Consider the following 18,247-nt stretch of genomic DNA (forward strand, 5'->3'; position numbering starts at 1 on the left):
TTTGTCTTATATCAGTCGAATATGCTGCTGCCATATATATCTCAATTATTTTCTTTTTTTTCCATCTTTAAAGTTTACCATCTTTGTACCGCTTTTGATCTCAAACTGCTGTAATTCTGGCTAGAGAGGAATTTTTGCGTTTGAGATGTGCCTGTTGTTTATCATTTAGATCACCTTTGGCTTTTGTCTGGGTGATGGTTTTGGCAATTTCTTCGGCTTTTTCTTCTTTGACTAAGTTTGTTCCTTCCTCTGTCCACAGACGAGTATCTACACAACAATAAAGCTTTAAATGGTGAATATTCCAGGGTTCTCCTTTGCCTTCTTCTTCCTGCCAAGAGATACGACCACTACGCAGGGTAAATAAGGCACTAGAATGTTGATTTTTACTATTTTTCTTAATTTGTTGATCTTCTAGGAAACGTTGAAACCAGTGAAGTTGGCGAGAATCACAATAAATTTGAAAGGTATGCTCACTTAAACCATTAAATTTTACACATATCCGCCCGAATTGATTTTTAGACCAAACTAAATCTTCGTTGGTTTCATAAGCGACTGGAAACGGCACTTGACTGGATTTTCTTAACAGAATGTTTTGCCAGAATTTCGCCTCTGTTTCATTTTCAGGGACGGTCTGAGTGGCATTAAAAAGAGTTTCTAATCTTATGGTGTCGGTTAAATCTCGTCCTTTGGGAATTCGAGCCGCTAATTTTTCTGTAAGGCGTTGAATTTGGATTTCTACTTTGCGGCGACGTTGAGCAAATTTATCGGTGTTTTCTGCTTTATTGCTAATTTTACAGCCATTTTTGAGTAAATAACTAATGGCACAACGAGTTAAATTATCTTCTGTATTACTGTAAGTGTCGAATAGGTTTTTTGATAAATTACGTTCGCTATCTGAAGTTGGAGATTTTTTCCCTTTTTTAGTCTTTTTACTTTTCGCTGGTTGAGTTTCAGCAGGATTTTGGGGAGCAAATTGAGCCAAAATTTCGGCAGATTTAGTCTGAAGTATATCCAAGGAGACTCCACTGGCTTCTACTAATTCAGTATCACTATTGAGCATTTCTAACCAGCGCAGTTTGCCGTCTAGTTGGGACTGAAACCGCTTCATTAGGGCAAACCAGGATTTATAAATATAGTTTACTGATGCTGTGGCACTGGTGTAAAACCTTGCAGGTTGCCCCATGAAGCGCGGATCATTTTTCAAGGGTTCACACAGTTCTTTGACTATACCTGTGGGGTGTTTACCTTTTTGTCGCCATGTTTCAAATTCTGGGTGTTTACCAATTTGACTCAGTAGTTCGTTAATCAGTGGCGTGTTTTTCTCTACCATCAATTGCCATAGCTGTTGACGGGTAGTTTCACTGACTACTAAACGACACTGAATAGTGATTTGGCTCATACTTAATAAACATATTTGTCTAATACTAACATATTTGTATTGTAGCAGCTTTCTGTAAAATGTTTTTTATGCAAGAAAAATTTTTCACAAGTAAGGAAGCGGCTCAAATTACAGGTTGTACTCTCCGCCAGATTCAGTATTGGCGAGAGAAGGGGATTGTTGTGCCTGTGATTGGTGATACGGGTACGGGACGCAGTATTTATTACTCCAGGTCTAATCTGGTAGAACTGGCTGCTTTGGTATATTGGCTGTCTACGGGGATAAGTTTTGATATTGCCTGTGAAACCCTGAAACAACTGAAGGAACAAGAACCGGAGTTGTTTATTTCTGGTCAGGGGAGGCGGTTTATGTTGTTGTTATCACAGGATGATTCGCTTTCTTTGGTAGAGTTTGATAGGGAAAGAGCGATCGCATCCCTGGATGAAGGTAAAGCTGTGATTCCTGTATGGTTAGATGTTGTTTATGAAAAAATAAGTGAATTAATATGAGCAATAACCAAAATGATAGTTATGCTAATCTTCCTGACGAACTTTTGGAAGATATTTTAGAAGATGCGCCCAAAATAGCCGATAAAATAAAACCACTATTTGAGGAATTACAGCAACAAAGAAAAACACTACATCAAACATTAGATGATAATAATTTAATTTGTAGAGTTGGTGATTTAGAAAATCCTCCAAGTCCTTCTGTTGCTGCGGTTGATGGAGGACAAGCTATTGAAAAATCTATCGGTGCTGATACTTTAATTGCTGTTGCTGTTGGGGTTGAAGGTTTAGTAAGAGAGGATAAGCGAAGATGGAGTTCAGTTCAATATAAAAATTGGCAAGATGTACTTCCTCATAGTTCTGAAAGTAATCCTAAAGTAACTAGAGGGGCAATGACAGCTTTAGAATTATTAGTAATTAGTAAAACTCCTCATGATGTAGTAATTGCAGATGGTTCTCATCAAACACCTGTAATTGGAATTAATAGTTTAACCAGTATGTCAAGTTTAGATGAGCCTCATTTTCAACAAGCAACATGGGACATAATTAATAAATTTGATGTTATAGATTCTCTCAAAAAAACTATGACAAATCCTAATGTTGTCTATATGGTTAAATATGATTCTTCACAAGATATTGGTTTAAGTTTTTTGAAAAATTTTAATTTAAAACTTGATGATAAAACAATAATGACATTAATTTTAAAATCTGACGAGTTTACAAAACCTTTACCTGTGGGTCGAACTCCTAAGACACAAGAGGTTTGGAGTTCTCTAAATATTTCACTTTCTGATAAATTTGATTTTTATGGACAAAGAGATAATATTAAAGAGGAATTAAATAAAGCTATTGTTTTACCTAAAAGTCACAAAATATACTTTACGTACTATAAACCTTATCAGTGGTCTCCTGCTTATAGAATAGAAATCAAGGAAAACTGTGCTAAATCAGAAATTGAGCTTGCTAAAGTATTAAAAGCTGTTAAAGAGCAAGTTGTTTCTACTGAAATCAAAGAGCCTTACCCCCAGTATTTAGCTGATATGATGGCTAAAAGTATTAGTGGAGGTTTAGAAGCACTACGAGCGGTGGTACAATATCAATTTAGTGATAACCCTGATTTTCTTCAGCTACTTACCCAATCTTACAGGACTTAATTAATACTTAGGAGAAACTATGGATTTGCTTGATTTACTCAATAACCAATCAGATGAATTTAATATTGGTAGTGTTGGTTCGCCAAGTAATACAACAGAAATTCTGATTGACATTAATCAGAAAAGCGAAAAAAAGAGAAATTTAGGACAATTAGTATATCTTATTCAACCACAAGAACAAGAAAAATTAGTCGTTATTGGACAAATTAGTGAAATAGAAACTAAAAATCGTTGGCATGAAGATTTAACCTTTAGAGGGATCATCAAACGTAGAGGTTCACTACCTCATTTAAGTGAAAAAGCTGATGTAAGAACAGCTAAGTTGAATGTACAGGCTTGTTTTAGTATTGCACCAGATGGCAAAATTAGCGAAGGAATATTAGGAACATCTCCAGCTACAGGTACTCCAATTTTTTCTGTTCGAGATGAAATTTTAGATAACCTTTTAGCACAGTATAAAAATCAAATTATTTATTTAGGCCATGCTTATGCTACTGATGTGAAAATGCCACTTTGGTTAAAGCATTTTGATAGAGATCCAAAAGATGCTAAAGATGATGAAAAAACAGGTGCAGGAGAGGCTTATCATATAGGTGTTTTTGGTAAAAGTGGATCAGGAAAATCTGGTTTAGCAGCTTATATGTTGTTAGGATATGCTAGACATAAAAATATGGGAATGATTTTTATTGATCCTCAAAATCAATTTGCAAGTGATAAAGATTTACCCTTGAAATTGCATGATTCTTTAAAAAAATTAGGTAGAAAGGTTGAAGTTTATAGTCTAACTAATCAAATTAGACTAGGAACAGAAAGTAATGCTGTAAGCCTTTTTTCTTCTATTTTATTGAAAGCGGATTTTTATGCAAATATAGGTGTTAAATTTAAAGAAAATCAAAAGGATGCAGCTGAAAGAGTTAAAATAATTATAGCCAATATTTTATCTCAATCAAAAACAGAGTTAAAAAAAGCTCCTGATGATTTACTTATTCAGTTAATTCAATCACTTAGAAATGATAGTGTTGCTTTGGAAAGAATTTATTCAAGTAAAGAATCAAGAAAACGTTTAGAAAATACTCTTGATGATATTATGAATAATTCTCTGGAACTTAAAAGAATTAAAGAAGAAATATGGCAGCCTGTATTAGATTTATTTCTTGAAAAAGATAGTAAAGGTAATCATAGGACTTCATTATGGTATATTGTTCAAAAATCTGTTACAGATGAACAAAAACCGATTGTTTTTTTAGATATTCAAGGAAAAGGTGCAACTTTTGCAGAGAATGATGAAATCAAGGCACTCATTTTAAAAGAAATTAGTATTACTTTAAAAGTAGCTGGTGAAAAAGCTTTTAATCAAGATAAAAAATTAAATTGCTTAATTTGTCTTGATGAAGCTCATAGATTTGTTAAATCTTCTTTTGGTAGTGATGATAATACCGAAATGTCTAATTTAACAAGAGCTTTTGTTGATGGTGTAAGAACAACCAGAAAGTATGGATTAGGTTATATGTTTATCACTCAAACTATAGCATCTTTACATAAGGAAATAGTTCAACAATTAAGACTTTATGCTTTTGGATATGGTCTAACTTCTGGAAGTGAATACAGACAAATTGAAGAATTAGTAAGCGATAAACAGGCTTTGAGCTTATATAAATCATTTGTTGATCCTCAAAGTAATAAACAATATCCTTTCATGTTTCTCGGTCCTATTTCTCCTTTGTCTTTTACAGGCTCGCCTTTATTCATTCAAATGTTTACAGAATTTAATCAATTCAAAGAAGCTAATAAATTAGTAGAACAATCTCAGGGTAATTTACTTAATCAAAACACACTTTAAACATGAAGCCTAAACAATTAAATAGAATCAGAATAGAATTATTAGCAAAATTAGCAGAGTATGGCGTTGAATGGGATGTTGATTCAGAAAAGCTAATTGCTAATGACTTAAAACTAATGCAAAAACAATTAGCTCAACATACTAATTTAGGAGGACTAAAATATGAAAATAAATTCAAAGATTTTTTAGCTAAACCAGAAGAAATAGATATTCTTCAAGTTAATCCTTATTTAGAAATGGTTGAAAATCAGAATCAAAGAGAACTTTGGAAGTATGCTACAACTTTCTGGTCAATTCCTGTTACAAATGGTTATGGTAGAAGAATACGTTTTCTAGTATTTGACGAACAGAATCATAAGTTAATTGGCATTTTTGGATTGAGTGATCCTGTTATCGGTTTAGGAATAAGAGATCAATATATTGGTTGGACAAAAGAACAAAAGTTACAAAGATTGTATAATTGTATGACTGCCTATATTTTAGGAGCAGTACCACCTTACAATTTAATTCTTGGCAGTAAATTAATTGCTTTATGCTTAATGTTTCCAGAAGTTAGAGAAGTTTTTTATAATAAATACAAAGATAAAATATCTCTCATTTCTGGAGAAAATAAACAAGCTCATCTTTTATACATAGATACTTTAGGAGCTTTTGGTAAATCTTCTATATATAATCGCTTGATGAATTGGAAATTTATTGGTTATACAAAAGGTCAAAGTCATTTACATATAACAGCTAATGGAAGTTGGGAATTAATTAAACAAGTTGTTTCTGAAGATTTTTTTAATACCTATAAATTTGGACAAGGTCCCAATTGGAAAATGAGAGTTTTAAAAGAGGGACTCAGAGAATTAGGATTTTCAGCAGATATGGTAAGTATTGGTTGGCAAAGGGGCTATTATAGTTGTCCATTAGCAGAAAATTGGCAAGAATATCTTGTAGGAGAATCTGATATACCACAGTGGAAACCTTTTAAAAAAGATGATTTAATTGAGTATTGGAAAAATAGATGGATAATAACAAGATTAGAAAAATTAGACAATGCTTTAAAAGTAGATTAATATTATAAAAATATTTTATTTATCTTTATTAATCATAAAATAATAGAGTAATTATTTTATTTTCTATAACCTTTGTTAAAATTATCTAAAAATCACTCTAGTAAAATTATCTAAACCGCATGACAGAACAAGAAAAAACTAATCATTATTTTGTTGACGAAGCAGGAGACTTAACATTTTTTGACAGAAAAGGCAGAATTATAGTAGGAGAACCAGGAGCATCTAAATTTTTTATGGTAGGTGTAGCCCAAATTTTTCAACCATAACAAGTAACTTTAGAACTTGCAGAACTCAGAAAACAACTTTGTTCTAATCCACGCTTTAAAGACATTCCCTCAATGCAACCCTCAGCCAACAAAACAGCAATTACCTTTCATGCAAAAGACGATCATCAAGATGTCAGAATGGAAGTATTTAAACTAATGCAAACTTTTGAAATTAAAATGTATATAGCTATCAGATATAAAGCAGAATTAGCAGTAGCTACTCAAAAAACTTATGAAACTCTGAGCAAAAAGACAAATCAAGATGATATATATGATGATCTAGTCAAACGACTATTTAAAGATAGATTACATAAAGCAAATATTAATCATATCGTTTTTGCTAGACGTGGTAAAACTGCACGGGAAGAAGCACTACAACAAGCTATTAATCAAGCAAAAAGAAATTTTGAAACAAAATGGAAAATATCTTCCGATAGTACAACTATTATTAAACCAGCTTACCCATCAGAGTATGCAGGGTTACAAGTTGTTGATTACTATTTATGGGCTTTACAAAGATTATATGAACGTCATGAAGATAAATATTTTATTCCACTTGCTCAAAAATACAGGATGATTATGGATTTAGATGATCGGCGAAATAAGAACTATGGAGAGTGGTACACCGATTCTAACCCGCTATCATTGGATAAACTTAAATGGTTTGTGGGCTAGGTTTAAGTAGACAAGCCACTTAAACACACGGCATGAAGCCGACGTTCACCCACAGTTATATTATATCATTGATATTAAAAACTTGCAAATAATGTAATGAATTAAAACCAATATTGTGGTTAATATGTACCATAAAATAGCAAGCGATCGCTCATGATATCCTAAATTTTCTTTTGATGTTGTACCATCTCCCCAAACGGCATAAAACACCTTTGACACCAACCATCAACCCACAACGCCGGAACTTTAAACCTAGCCCCACAATTAGGACATTCAGACAGCAAACTTAAATGATGATGCTGACACCCCTGAGTCACCTTAAACTGCCACTCAATCCGATGACAAGGCGACTCTATATAACAAGCAGCACAAAGCCGAATAGGTTCAAGATTCATTCCCACCCCAGCAGGTGGTAACATCTGCTCTAACCTATCAGCATCAACCCCCACAACCTTAGCCAAAGCCTCCAATTGTTGCCGATAAGGAGGGGGATTAAAACGAAACTTTTCCCATCTGGATATCGCACCCCCAACCCCAGCAGCCTTACCTAAACCAGTAGTGGTTAAATCATTTGCCCGTCGAAAGCGTCCCAAAAAATGACTCAAACTTTCTCCCGGATATGGTTCTACCTGAAACAACCAAGGATTAATTTCCCCAACTTCCATTATTTATACTCCGCCGTTACTTCCTTGAGAGTTTCCAAATCAATCTTTGATAATCCCTTCTTTAAAGCCCGAATAGCCGACTAGAAAGAGAATCATATCCAGCAACCCAATATAACCCCCAGTTGCCTCACCCAAAGTCTTCAACATTGCCTTACTAGAAAGATTAGAAGCAACAGGCAGTTTTAAAACTTGCTTTTCCCAAATCTCCACAGTGCGCTTAAAATCTTCCCCAGAAAACTTACCAAACCGATGACAGGCGCGAAAACGGTTATAAACCTGCTCATCTCGCTTGATTACAGCGTCTAATCGGTCAGTACCCACCAAAATCACCGCAATTTCCAATTTGTCAAAAATATCCCGCACCTCCGCAAAAGTTTTTTAAAACGATCAGCTTCATCAATAATCAGCATTTCTACCCCACACCCTTTGAGAACCCGCAGCGTTCTATCTCTAATCTCTGCCACCGTTCCCTTAGCCATTTGATACTTCAAATGCTCAATAATTGTGGCAAATAACTCCTTAGCACTACATTCTTGAGGTATTTGGATATAAGCAACAGGCACAGTTGGCGGTTTTCCTGGTTCTTGTTTAGGTTTATGCCTGAGTCTGTAGGCATCACAACCCATAGTTTTACCCGTTCTTGACTCTCCTAGCACCCTACCAGACTGCCGTGATTGTCGCTTACCATCTAACCAATCATGGAGCATTTTCACCTGTTCCAAGGGAATAAAACTCTTCCGATTCAATCGGTGAATTTCTGCTTGTAATTTCTCATCATTAGGGAGAATATCACCTAATTCTTGAGCAACACTTTCGGCTTGTTGTGAAGTCATGATTTACCACCCGTAATCTTCGCGCATTTGTTCATAATCAAAAACCTCTGGCATATCTGGTTCTGAGGCAGTTTCCACAGATACCACTTCTATTTCTTCAAATTCAACAATCACAGGTTTTTTAACCTTTTCAACTACAATCTGTTCTTCTTTTTGGCGTTTTTTTTTCGTTTTCTTTTGCTTAACAAAAGTTTCTCTGTCTCTTACCTCAGCCAAAATCGAACGATTGCTAATCTCTTTACCTGCTTGTCGAATCCTGCGACTCATGGCTTTAGCCTCATCCAGAGATAATTCTTCAGTCTCCAAATCTTGAGCATAAGCACGAGCTAAAAATTCTTCTTGAGAACCTGTTTGGCGATAAACCAAGATAGTTGTAATGTCTTTGGGGTTAAATCGCAACACCACGCTTTCCCCTGCATAACCAGCCAGATTTTCACCCCGATATGTCAGATTTTCAAATTGCAGATATCCACCCCTGTAAATCGAGCGTCGAGTTTGTTTCATTAAACAAATACGCAAATCTTCTTCTGAGATTAAATCAGGTGCAACAATTAACCCAGCTTCCCATCTTTGATAACGAGTTTGATCTCCTAAACGAGCATCAATACTTTGGTTATATTTGTCTATGAGATACCTTACCAATAGACGTTCTAATTCTCGTAAAGTTAAACAAGCTTCTTTCTCCGCTTCCTCTGGACGTTCCTGAACATTTGAACCTGTGTATTCTGGTAAGGTAGAAAATAAATCAGTATTTAAAGTACCAAAAGGACGTTCGACAATACCGCCTTCACTGGGGCGATAGCGAAGCGCTCCGTAGGAATCTCGGAGATGGCAAGCAAATCCTAACTGCACACCAATCTGTTGCAAATGGTTAGAGCGAAAATCTTTACCCCCATCAGTAAAAAAGTGTTCTGGTTTGCCATAAGTTCCCCATTCCTGATGTAGTCCGTATTCTGCCCCATATTTTTTAGGTAATATGGCATGACGTAGCGCCTAAGCCACAACCTGAGAACTTGGTGAGTCAAAACCTAAATTAATGCCTATGATACACCGGGAGTAAGTATCTATAACTGTTGTCAGCCAAGGACGAGCTAAAAGTTCACCGTGTTTATCCACCAGTAAAATATCAGCACGAGTATGGTCACACTGCCAGATATGATTGCTGTATTCTACTGATAAATCTAGTCCGTCACGGGTTTTCAGTGATAATCGAGAACCGCGCCAACCAGGAGTGCGGATGCTTTTTGCTTTTTCTTGCTTTTCAATCACAGGTTCAAGAATACGGTAAACAGTCATGTGAGAAGGAGGCTTGACACCTAGTTGATCCGCTCTTACCTTCACTCTGATTACTACTTGTTGGCGAGTCATGCGTTTACCGCCCTTATTACCTTCCTTATAAGTCTTGAGAATAAACTCCTGCCAGTTTTCATCAACTCGGTGCTTACCCTTATCAACCCGGTCAGTTTTTTGGCGGTAACACTTTCAGTTTCTAAGTTATCTGGAGTTATAGGTGTTTCATTCCTCATATACATTGATGTTTAATTGGAACATATTTGTACATTATAAATCAAAAGTGACATTTAATGTGTGAAATTTTCAGAAGTAGAGTAGTTTACATGGATTTTAGGAATTGACACTTAAATTGTTAATTTTCCTTTTTTTGACAATTAATTTGTTAAAAAAGTTTTCAGAAAATGATTAGAAGGTATAACAACTAAACCCTGCTATAATCCTTATTAAAGCAGGGTTTCAATAGTTTTTATTTTTTGTGACAATATTCTGTTAAATTGTCAAATAATTAGTTAATGTACAAAATTGGCTGATTAAAACTCAAGTCGCACGATTACTGTATATTGGGAGAATGGCTTGCTTTTAATGAAAGTGCGATGCTTTCGGCGAGCGGAGCTATCGCTCTAAATAAAGTTTTATGAACTATATTTAAATATTATTATTGCAGCAATGGATAATACTCCTGTACTCTTGAAGAATATCAATCAATATCATGACAATGTGATGGTTGAAATCTGAAACTATACTTTAATTCAGCGTAAAAAACGGAATGTCACAGTCTGGACTACTTGAACTAGCATACGAAAAACTTCACTGGCCAACTCCACAAGAAATTTTGGAGCCATCTGGTGCTGGTCCAAGTGTTTATGCACGAATCGCTAAAGAAAAATTAGGTAGAACTATCAGCAAACTTTCAGATGGTTATGGTGTGCAAATAGGCGTGCTGTCGGCAAATCCTCAAGGTGACTCAACAGAAACACCTATTGCCTTAGTGTGCGATTTTCCAGGAGAAGTATCAGAGGAAACATTAAAGAAAACTTATAGACTTGCTTGGAGTTTTTCGCGTACGCCATCACTCATTACAACAGAACCTAACCGATTAAGAATTTGGACGTGCTATGAAGAACCTCCAAAAGAAAAAGATATTATCAATCCCATAATTGATATTTCCAAACGGGAAATTGAGTCATTTAATCAGGTGTCTCTTTCAGGTCAAGCTGCTGAAACTTTGCGGTTACACTGGGCTGATTTAGTATCAGGTCAATTTTTTCAAGAACATAGCCAGCGATTTCAACGCAGTCAAGCTGCTGACCAAATATTATTGAAAAATCTGAAAAGTGTTAGGGAAAGACTTCAAAAAAAAGAACTTGATGATGACACAATTCATGATTTATTAGTAAGAATTATTTTTATTCAATTCCTTTTTGACCGTCAAGATTCTGACGGTAATCCTGCCTTAAATACAACTTTACTGGATTACTTGTATACAACTGAGAAATTATTATCGGCTAGATACTCTCGTTTAGCTGACATATTAAGAAATCATAGAGATACTTATAAATTTTTCCGTTGGCTCAACGGCAAGTTCAATGGTGATTTATTCCCAGGTAAAGGTGCTACTGAAGAAGAACATGAAGCTGAATGGCAAATAGAAGAACAAAAAGTTAAACAGCCTCATCTAAATATACTTGCTGATTTTGTTAGTGGTCAGAAAGACATTGAAACTGGACAATTAAGCCTATGGCCATACTACCATTTTGACGTTATACCTTTGGAGTTTATTAGCAGTATATATGAAGAATTTGTCAGTAAAGAATCTGGCACAGGAGTTCATTACACACCAGAACATATAGTTGATTTTGTACTAGATGGTGTTTTACCTTGGGATAGTGAAGAATGGGATATGAAGATTCTTGATCCTGCTTGTGGTTCAGGAATTTTTATAGTTAAAGCATTCCAACGTTTAATTTATAGATGGGAACAAGCTCATCCAAAAACAATTCAGCCAAGTGATTTAAAATATTTACTAGAAAATAATTTATTTGGTGTTGATGTAGATGCTCAAGCTGTAAGAGTCGCATCTTTTAGTCTGTATTTAACCATGCTAGATAAAGTTGAACCTCAATATTATTGGGAGAATGAGTTTCGCTTTCCTAGATTACGTGAACGTCAATTAATTGCTGCTGATTTTTTTCAAGAAGATAAAGAAGGTTTTCGTTCTGTTGAAGATGCTAGTAAATATGATTTAGTTGTTGGTAATGCACCCTGGGGTAAAAATACTGTCACTCCGGCAGCAAAATCTTGGGCTAGAGATGTTTGGACAATAACCTATGGTAATATTGGTCCACTTTTCCTGCCAAAAGCTGCTGCTTTAACTAAATCTGGTGGACAAATAGCAATGATGCAACCTGCACTGGCTTTGATTTTTAATCAGGTCGGCACTGCTCAAGAATTTAGATCCAGACTTTTTTCAGAGTTCAAAATTGACGAAATAGTTAATTTGTCTGCATTGCGTTTTGGACTTTTCAAAGATGCTATTTCTCCAGCTTGTATCATCACTATGTCAGCAATGCCTCCTGACGGTGAGCCTTTGATATACATTTGTCCCAAGCCCGTTATGACAAATGAGGATGACTATCATATAGTAATTGAGCCAGATTATATTAATATAATTTACCCACAAGAGGCAATAACAGATCCATTAATTTGGACAGCTTTAATGTGGGGAGGAAGACGCGATCTGAATCTTATTAGGAGATTAAGTAGATTTAATAATCTTACACAATTAGAGAATAATAATATTGCTATTACTAGTCAGGGAATAATTAGAGGTACTAATAAACAAAGGTATAATCATCTTTTAAATAGACGAATTTTAGAAACGAAAAATTTCCCAAAAAATACATCTATTTGTATTAGTAAAAATGATTTTTCTATTAATCAAGATCCCTACGCTGAACGAGGAAGATCAACAAAAATAGATGCTTTCAATTTACCACAATTAATAATCAAGCAAAGCTGGCTAGTAGAAAATAAACGATTTAGAGCAGAACTAACTGAATTAGATGGAACTAATGAAGGAATTATTTGCTCTAGTAGCTATGTCAGTGTGCACATTGCCGAAGAAAATTCTTTAATATTAGAAGCAGCTTGTCTGAGCTACAACAGTAAATTAGCTGTCTATTATCTACTACTTTCAAGTGGTCGTTTTGCCTCTTATATTCCAGAAGTCAATATAGACGATTTACTGCGTGTGCCAATACCTGAATTATCGGTAGGAGATTTGCAGAATATAAAAACATTTGATGATATAGATGAGCGTATACGACAAGCTTTTGAATTTAAAGATAGTGAATGGGTGCTAATTAATGATCTATTTAATTACACTCTGCCAGACTTTAAAGGAGATGGTGCTTCTCCAGGACGCAAAAGAACTCACCGTATAGATAATAATCAATCTCAGAATAATACTGAACCTGAACTTACGGCATATTGTGAGTATTTCTTGCGAGTTCTTAAAGCAGGATTTGGACAAGATAAACAAGTTTGCGCCACCATATTTCAGGAACAAACTAAGACTCTTCTTCCTGTCCGCTTAGTAGCTATTCATCTTAATAAACCTGATTCTGAAGGTATTCATATTAAACCTATGGACTCCCCTGATTTAATGGAACGCTTGGAAAATTTAAATAAGTTGTATCTAGAAAGAGGAAGTATAGAAGACGGTGGCATCTTTTATCAGCGTGTTGCCAGGATTTATGATTCTGTAGAATTGAATGGGGTGAAAATTCCTACTATTTATTTAATCAAACCTGACAAAATTCGTTATTGGACTCGCTCTATGGCTTTAAGAGATGCTGACGAAGTGGCCGCAGATATTATGACATGGCGAACAACATTTGATGAAAAATCGCAGCTTATAGAGGAGTCATACTAATGGTTAGAAGAGGTAAAACAATTCCAGAATTACGTTGGAAAGATACACCGGACTTTGTTGAAGTAGCAAAAGGTTGGAACAATGATGCAATAACAATTCTCGTCAAACTTGTCTGGGAAGGATATGATTTGCTGGTTGCCGAGATTCTATCACAAATTAATTGTGATGAAGCAGACGAGCAAATAGAAAGGAGCATCACTCAATCTCTTGAGCGCAGAATCCGCAGAAATATGACGGGAGATGAGCCATTTGATGTTCAACATGAAGTTTACGAAATAGAAAGTAGTCAATCAGCACAAGCACAACCACCACAATATGATATTGCATTTTATCTAATCTCTAATGAGAGGATTATCTGGCCTTTAGAAGCTAAAGTGTTGAAAACAGATGGCGCAGTAGGGGACTATATAAAAGAGATAAATGAAAACTTTATAACTTGTAGATATGCACCCTTTTCTAGTCAAGGAGGAATGCTGGGTTATCTTTTTTCTGGTGATCCTAACAAAGCTTTTACCAATATTGAAACTAAAGTACCATGCACATTAAATGATCATCCAGATTTTCCAATTCGTGATCACAAAACCTCGGATCACCAACGAGTAGTTCCTCCGGGAAAATCATATCCTGCTGAATTTCGCTGTCACCATTTACTATTAAAAATAGCTACTAATAATATACCTTCAGTATAATTAATTCAAAACTTACTCAAATACCCTTCTGACTCTTTACCATCTCCCCAAAAGACGTAAAACACCGATGACACCAACCATCAACCCACAAAGCTGGAACTCTAAACCTACCCCCACAATTAGGACACTCAGACAACAAACTTAAATGATGAAGCAGACACCCCTGAGTTACCTTAAACTGCCACTCAATCCGACGACAAGGCAGGGGAAACGCATCTAAATTTTATTGATAAAATACCGTTTTAATACATGAACCAAGAAATCCTATTAATTAGAATTAATATAACTACTCTTGTATCTTAATATATTGTGTTATTTATTCGTGTAATTAATTCTGTCTAATTACTTATTATGTTCTAAAAATGCGTCACTATTGGAACTATAAACAAAAGGTATATCTAATATTTCTGCATAGTTAAGTGCTTGCTGCATTCCACTACCAACACCGTAGTTATTATCTTTCGCTTCAATGACATTAATTTGGATATTAGATTTGTAATAAAGAATATAATCAGCGCGTTTACTTTCTCCTCTTGTGCTAATTTACCTCTTACATAGACTCGACCGGCTGTAAAAGGTACTTCTTCACGAATTTGGGTGTATAAATTCCATGCTGCTGTTTGTACTATAGCTGGAGTTATGTATTTAGTACAGATATCGCGCTCACTGAGGGCTTTTTTGTCAAAGTCCATAGGATTTATTCTTGTTATGTCTTCAGCACTTATATTACTTATTGTATCAGTAACTGCAATTTTAACAATCACTTTCCCTGACATTTAAAAAAAAATTGTTTTGAGATTGTAAATTTTTGTAAAATTGATGTCTTTAAAACTAGAAATATGCCTATTAGATAGCTAAACTAACAAAAAGTGCATCTGTACTCTTAACAATCAAAATTGTCAATGTGGCACAATAGCTTGAATGATTCCAATTCAACTTATCATTAAAAACTTTCTCAGTTACCGTGATGCAGCTTTAGATTTTAGCGGCTTGCATACGGCGTGTATTTGTGGTTCTAATGGTGCGGGAAAATCTTCCCTTTTAGAAGCTATTACTTGGGCAATTTGGGGCGAAAGCCGTGCTACTGTTGAGGATGATGTCATTCATTCTGGCGCGAAAGAAGTCCGCATTGATTTCACTTTCCAAAGTGGTCAGCAAACTTATCGGGTAATTCGCAACCGGGTCAGGGGTGGAACTAGTATTTTAGAATTTCAAATTGAAACTACTTCCGGTTTTCGTGCTTTGACTGGTAAGGGTTTAAAAGCCACTCAGGATGTAATTCTCGAACATATTAAGTTAGATTATGAGACTTTTATTAATTCTGCTTATTTGCGTCAGGGAAAAGCCGATGAATTTATGCTCAAACGTCCCGCTGAACGTAAGGAAATTTTAGCAGAATTATTGAAATTAAATCAGTATGATGAACTAGAAGAAAGGGCAAAAAATAGTTTTAAAATATACAGAATACGCGGAGAAGACTTAGAACGTTCTTTAGAAAATATTAAGGTTCAACTTCAACAACGGGAAATAACGGAAAATCAACGCGCTGAATTAGAAGCACAACTACAGGATTTACAACAGGTACAAACCTTTGAAAATAGTCAATTACAAAGTTTACAAGTTATTCAACATCAAAGACAAAATTGGGAACAACAATTAAATTTTTTGCGCCAAAGATATGATAATCTCAGTCAAGATAGCGATCGCTTACAACAAGAACAAATAGCTGTAAAATCCCAATTAGCAGACTTAGAAAAGATCTTAAATCAAGAAGTTGATATTCAAGCCGGTTATACTCAATATCAAAATCTCCAATCTCAAGAAGAAATCTTGTCCGGTAAATTTGAACAACATACCCGCGCTACTAATTTAAAACAACAAAAACAACAACAGTTATATAAACAAACTCAAGATTTAGAACGTCAATTACAACAAGCTGAAGCTCAATTAGCAGCTTTAGAACAACAAGAACAAGAAATTATTCAAACCCTAAGTAAATCTGGAGATATTGAAACAGCTTTATCACAATTAAATAATGCCCGTCAGCATTTAGCTAATTTAGATCAATTGCAAATGCAAGTAACACCATTATTACAACAAAGGGTAAAATTACAAACTCAATTAGATCGTACTCATGCTAGTTTAGTAGCAAAATTAGAGCAAATCCAAGCCACAGAAAAACAATTACAAAATCAACACCATCGTCAACCCCAATTACAACAAGCATTAACAGAAATAGGAACGCAGATTGAAGAATTAGAAAAAAAGCGCGTTTATCTACAAAGAGTCCAGGAAAAAGGCCAGGAAAGACGACATTTTATTGAACGGTTACAAGCTCACCAAGGAGATTATGAAAAGTTATTAGCAGAACTAGAACAAAAATTGCAAATGTTACAAAATCCCGATGCTCTTTGTCCTTTATGTGAACGTCCTTTAGATGAACATCATTGGAGTAAAGTTATCGAAAAAACTCAATCAGAATATGAAGATACTCAAGGACAATTTTGGGTAGTCCGGGAACAAATGGCGTTTTCAGATCGGGAAATTCAGGTACTCAGACAGGAATATCGAGAAATATCCCAAAAGTTATCCGGTTATGATTCATTGCGGGAAAAACGAGGACAATTAGCCGCACAGTTACAAGCTACAACTGATGTCCAACAACAGTTACTCCAAATTATTTCTGAAAAAGAACATTTAGAACATTCTTTAGAAATTGGTGATTATGCCCCGGAAAAACAAGCGGAAATTCAAGAATTAGATCACTATCTCCAACAACTTAATTATAGTGAAAAAGACCACTCTCTTGCCCGTAGTGAGGTGGATAAGTTCCGTTGGGCAGAAATCAAACAAGGACAAATTAAGGATGCCTTAAAACGCCAAGCACAACTAATAGCTAAAAAACCAGAATTAACAACAAATATTTCTCAACTACAATTACAACTACAACAGGGACAAACTGATTCTAATTTTGCCCAAGAAATCGCTAATTTAGAACAGCAAATTTCAGAAATTGCCTATAATTATGAACAACATAATTACCTGCGTCAAAGTGTCCGTCAAGGTCAAAGTTGGCAGTTACGTCATCAACAATTATTATCAGCACAGGAGCAATATCCCCAATTCAGAAATAAAAGTCAAGATCTAGAATATTCATTACAAACAATATTCAAAGAGAAGCAAACATTAATTCAACAAATTGATAACATTGTTAAACAATTATCTGATAGTGCTAACCCAACAGCCCAAATTAATACTTTAGAACAACAATTAGCAAATCGCAGACGAGAACTAGATAATAAAATTTCTCAGTTGGGACAATTAAAACAAATGTCGCTGCAATTGGCAACTTTACAAAATCAGTATGAACAAGATGGGCAACAGTTGCAAATTTGTAAACAACAACAGCGTGTTTATCAAGAATTAGCCCAAGCTTTTGGGAAAAATGGCATTCAAGCTTTAATGATTGAAAATATTTTACCTCAATTGGAAGCAGAAGCCAATCAATTACTTTCTCGATTGAGCGCCAATCAATTTCACGTTCAATTTATCACCCAAAAAGCGGGACGTAGTGGCAAATCCAGCAAGAAAAATGCTAAATTAATAGACACATTAGATATTTTAATTGCTGACGCTAGGGGAACAAGATCCTATGAAACCTATTCTGGAGGAGAAGCTTTTAGAATTAACTTTGCTATTCGTTTAGCTTTAGCCAAATTATTAGCACAAAGAGCAGGAGCATCATTACAATTATTAGTTGTAGATGAAGGATTTGGCACTCAAGATGGGGAAGGATGCGATCGCTTAGTTGCCGCAATTAATGCCATATCCTCTGATTTTGCCTGTATCCTCACTGTAACCCATATGCCCCACCTCAAAGAAGCTTTCCAAGCCAGAATAGAAGTGAGTAAAAATCAGCAAGGTTCACAGTTACAATTATTAATGTAATTTCA

Annotated in this window: 15 protein-coding genes and 1 pseudogene; 9 read left to right on the plus strand and 7 right to left on the minus strand. The window is 35.1% G+C overall.

What is annotated here, in order from left to right; all coding sequences use genetic code 11:
• Window positions 1-100 precede the first annotated feature (100 nt).
• A complete protein-coding gene (gene cas12k / locus H6G44_RS12785; RefSeq protein ID WP_242031791.1) occupies window positions 101-1,399 on the minus strand; it encodes a type V CRISPR-associated protein Cas12k in 1,299 nt (432 codons plus the stop codon).
• Between the two features lie 68 nt (window positions 1,400-1,467).
• Between cas12k and H6G44_RS12790 the strand changes: the two genes are divergently transcribed.
• The 6 genes from H6G44_RS12790 to H6G44_RS12810 all read left to right on the plus strand — a co-directional run bounded on the left by H6G44_RS12790 (window position 1,468) and on the right by H6G44_RS12810 (window position 6,880).
• The gene (locus H6G44_RS12790; RefSeq protein ID WP_190387922.1) at window positions 1,468-1,887 is read left to right on the plus strand and encodes a MerR family transcriptional regulator; all 420 of its coding nucleotides are present in this window, start codon (window positions 1,468-1,470) and stop codon (window positions 1,885-1,887) included.
• Window positions 1,884-3,038, plus strand: a complete 1,155-nt coding sequence (locus tag H6G44_RS12795; RefSeq protein WP_190387921.1) for a DNA double-strand break repair nuclease NurA — start codon at window positions 1,884-1,886, stop codon at window positions 3,036-3,038. Before H6G44_RS12790 ends, H6G44_RS12795 begins: the two co-directional genes overlap by 4 nt.
• 19 nt (window positions 3,039-3,057) lie before the next feature.
• Complete coding sequence (locus H6G44_RS12800) at window positions 3,058-4,878, plus strand: helicase HerA domain-containing protein (protein ID WP_190387920.1); 1,821 nt, start codon at window positions 3,058-3,060, stop codon at window positions 4,876-4,878.
• 2 nt (window positions 4,879-4,880) lie between these two features.
• Complete coding sequence (locus H6G44_RS12805; RefSeq protein WP_190387919.1) at window positions 4,881-5,939, plus strand: Druantia anti-phage system protein DruA; 1,059 nt, start codon at window positions 4,881-4,883, stop codon at window positions 5,937-5,939.
• A 119-nt stretch (window positions 5,940-6,058) separates the two neighbouring features.
• Window positions 6,059-6,205 carry a hypothetical protein gene (locus tag H6G44_RS20325; protein ID WP_242031790.1) on the plus strand — a complete coding sequence of 49 codons (147 nt, stop codon included), beginning with the start codon at window positions 6,059-6,061 and terminating at the stop codon, window positions 6,203-6,205.
• Window positions 6,206-6,277: 72 nt separating this feature from the next.
• Window positions 6,278-6,880 (plus strand): DUF3800 domain-containing protein, encoded by a 603-nt coding sequence (locus H6G44_RS12810; RefSeq protein WP_242031789.1) that lies wholly within the window; start codon window positions 6,278-6,280, stop codon window positions 6,878-6,880.
• A gap of 161 nt (window positions 6,881-7,041) precedes the next feature.
• On the opposite strand, the gene H6G44_RS12815 is transcribed toward H6G44_RS12810, so the two are convergent.
• The 5 genes from H6G44_RS12815 to H6G44_RS20335 all read right to left on the minus strand — a co-directional run bounded on the left by H6G44_RS12815 (window position 7,042) and on the right by H6G44_RS20335 (window position 9,746).
• Entirely contained in the window at window positions 7,042-7,545 is a 504-nt protein-coding gene (locus H6G44_RS12815) for a TniQ family protein (RefSeq protein WP_190387918.1), read from the minus strand.
• 39 nt (window positions 7,546-7,584) lie between these two features.
• Window positions 7,585-7,887, minus strand: a complete 303-nt coding sequence (locus H6G44_RS20525) for a TniB family NTP-binding protein (RefSeq protein WP_276513853.1) — start codon at window positions 7,885-7,887, stop codon at window positions 7,585-7,587.
• A complete protein-coding gene (locus H6G44_RS20530; protein ID WP_276513854.1) occupies window positions 7,872-8,378 on the minus strand; it encodes a TniB family NTP-binding protein in 507 nt (168 codons plus the stop codon). The genes H6G44_RS20525 and H6G44_RS20530 overlap by 16 nt, the downstream gene beginning before the upstream one ends.
• A 3-nt stretch (window positions 8,379-8,381) precedes the next feature.
• Window positions 8,382-9,230: a Mu transposase C-terminal domain-containing protein gene (locus tag H6G44_RS20660; RefSeq protein WP_311138843.1), complete on the minus strand. Its 849-nt coding sequence runs from the start codon at window positions 9,228-9,230 to the stop codon at window positions 8,382-8,384.
• Between the two features lie 141 nt (window positions 9,231-9,371).
• Window positions 9,372-9,746, minus strand: coding sequence for a hypothetical protein (locus tag H6G44_RS20335; protein ID WP_242031788.1), 375 nt, complete (start codon window positions 9,744-9,746; stop codon window positions 9,372-9,374).
• Between the two features lie 691 nt (window positions 9,747-10,437).
• On the opposite strand from H6G44_RS20335, the gene H6G44_RS12830 reads away from it, so the two are divergent.
• Both H6G44_RS12830 and H6G44_RS12835 read left to right on the plus strand, forming a co-directional pair.
• Complete coding sequence (locus H6G44_RS12830) at window positions 10,438-13,605, plus strand: HsdM family class I SAM-dependent methyltransferase (protein WP_190387917.1); 3,168 nt, start codon at window positions 10,438-10,440, stop codon at window positions 13,603-13,605.
• On the plus strand, window positions 13,605-14,294 hold the full coding sequence (locus tag H6G44_RS12835) for a hypothetical protein (RefSeq protein ID WP_190387916.1): 690 nt from the start codon (window positions 13,605-13,607) through the stop codon (window positions 14,292-14,294). The genes H6G44_RS12830 and H6G44_RS12835 overlap by 1 nt, the downstream gene beginning before the upstream one ends.
• 345 nt (window positions 14,295-14,639) lie before the next feature.
• On the opposite strand, the pseudogene H6G44_RS20750 reads toward H6G44_RS12835, so the two are convergent.
• Window positions 14,640-14,986 (minus strand): annotated as a pseudogene (locus H6G44_RS20750) (type I restriction endonuclease subunit R); the annotation flags it as partial.
• Window positions 14,987-15,215: 229 nt separating this feature from the next.
• Between H6G44_RS20750 and sbcC the strand changes: the two are divergent.
• Window positions 15,216-18,242 carry an exonuclease subunit SbcC gene (gene sbcC / locus H6G44_RS12845; RefSeq protein WP_190387915.1) on the plus strand — a complete coding sequence of 1,009 codons (3,027 nt, stop codon included), beginning with the start codon at window positions 15,216-15,218 and terminating at the stop codon, window positions 18,240-18,242.
• The last annotated feature ends 5 nt before the right edge of the window (window positions 18,243-18,247 follow it).

The organism is Aphanizomenon flos-aquae FACHB-1287, from assembly GCF_014698755.1.
In the GTDB taxonomy this organism is placed as follows: Bacteria; Cyanobacteriota; Cyanobacteriia; order Cyanobacteriales; family Nostocaceae; genus Dolichospermum; species Dolichospermum flosaquae.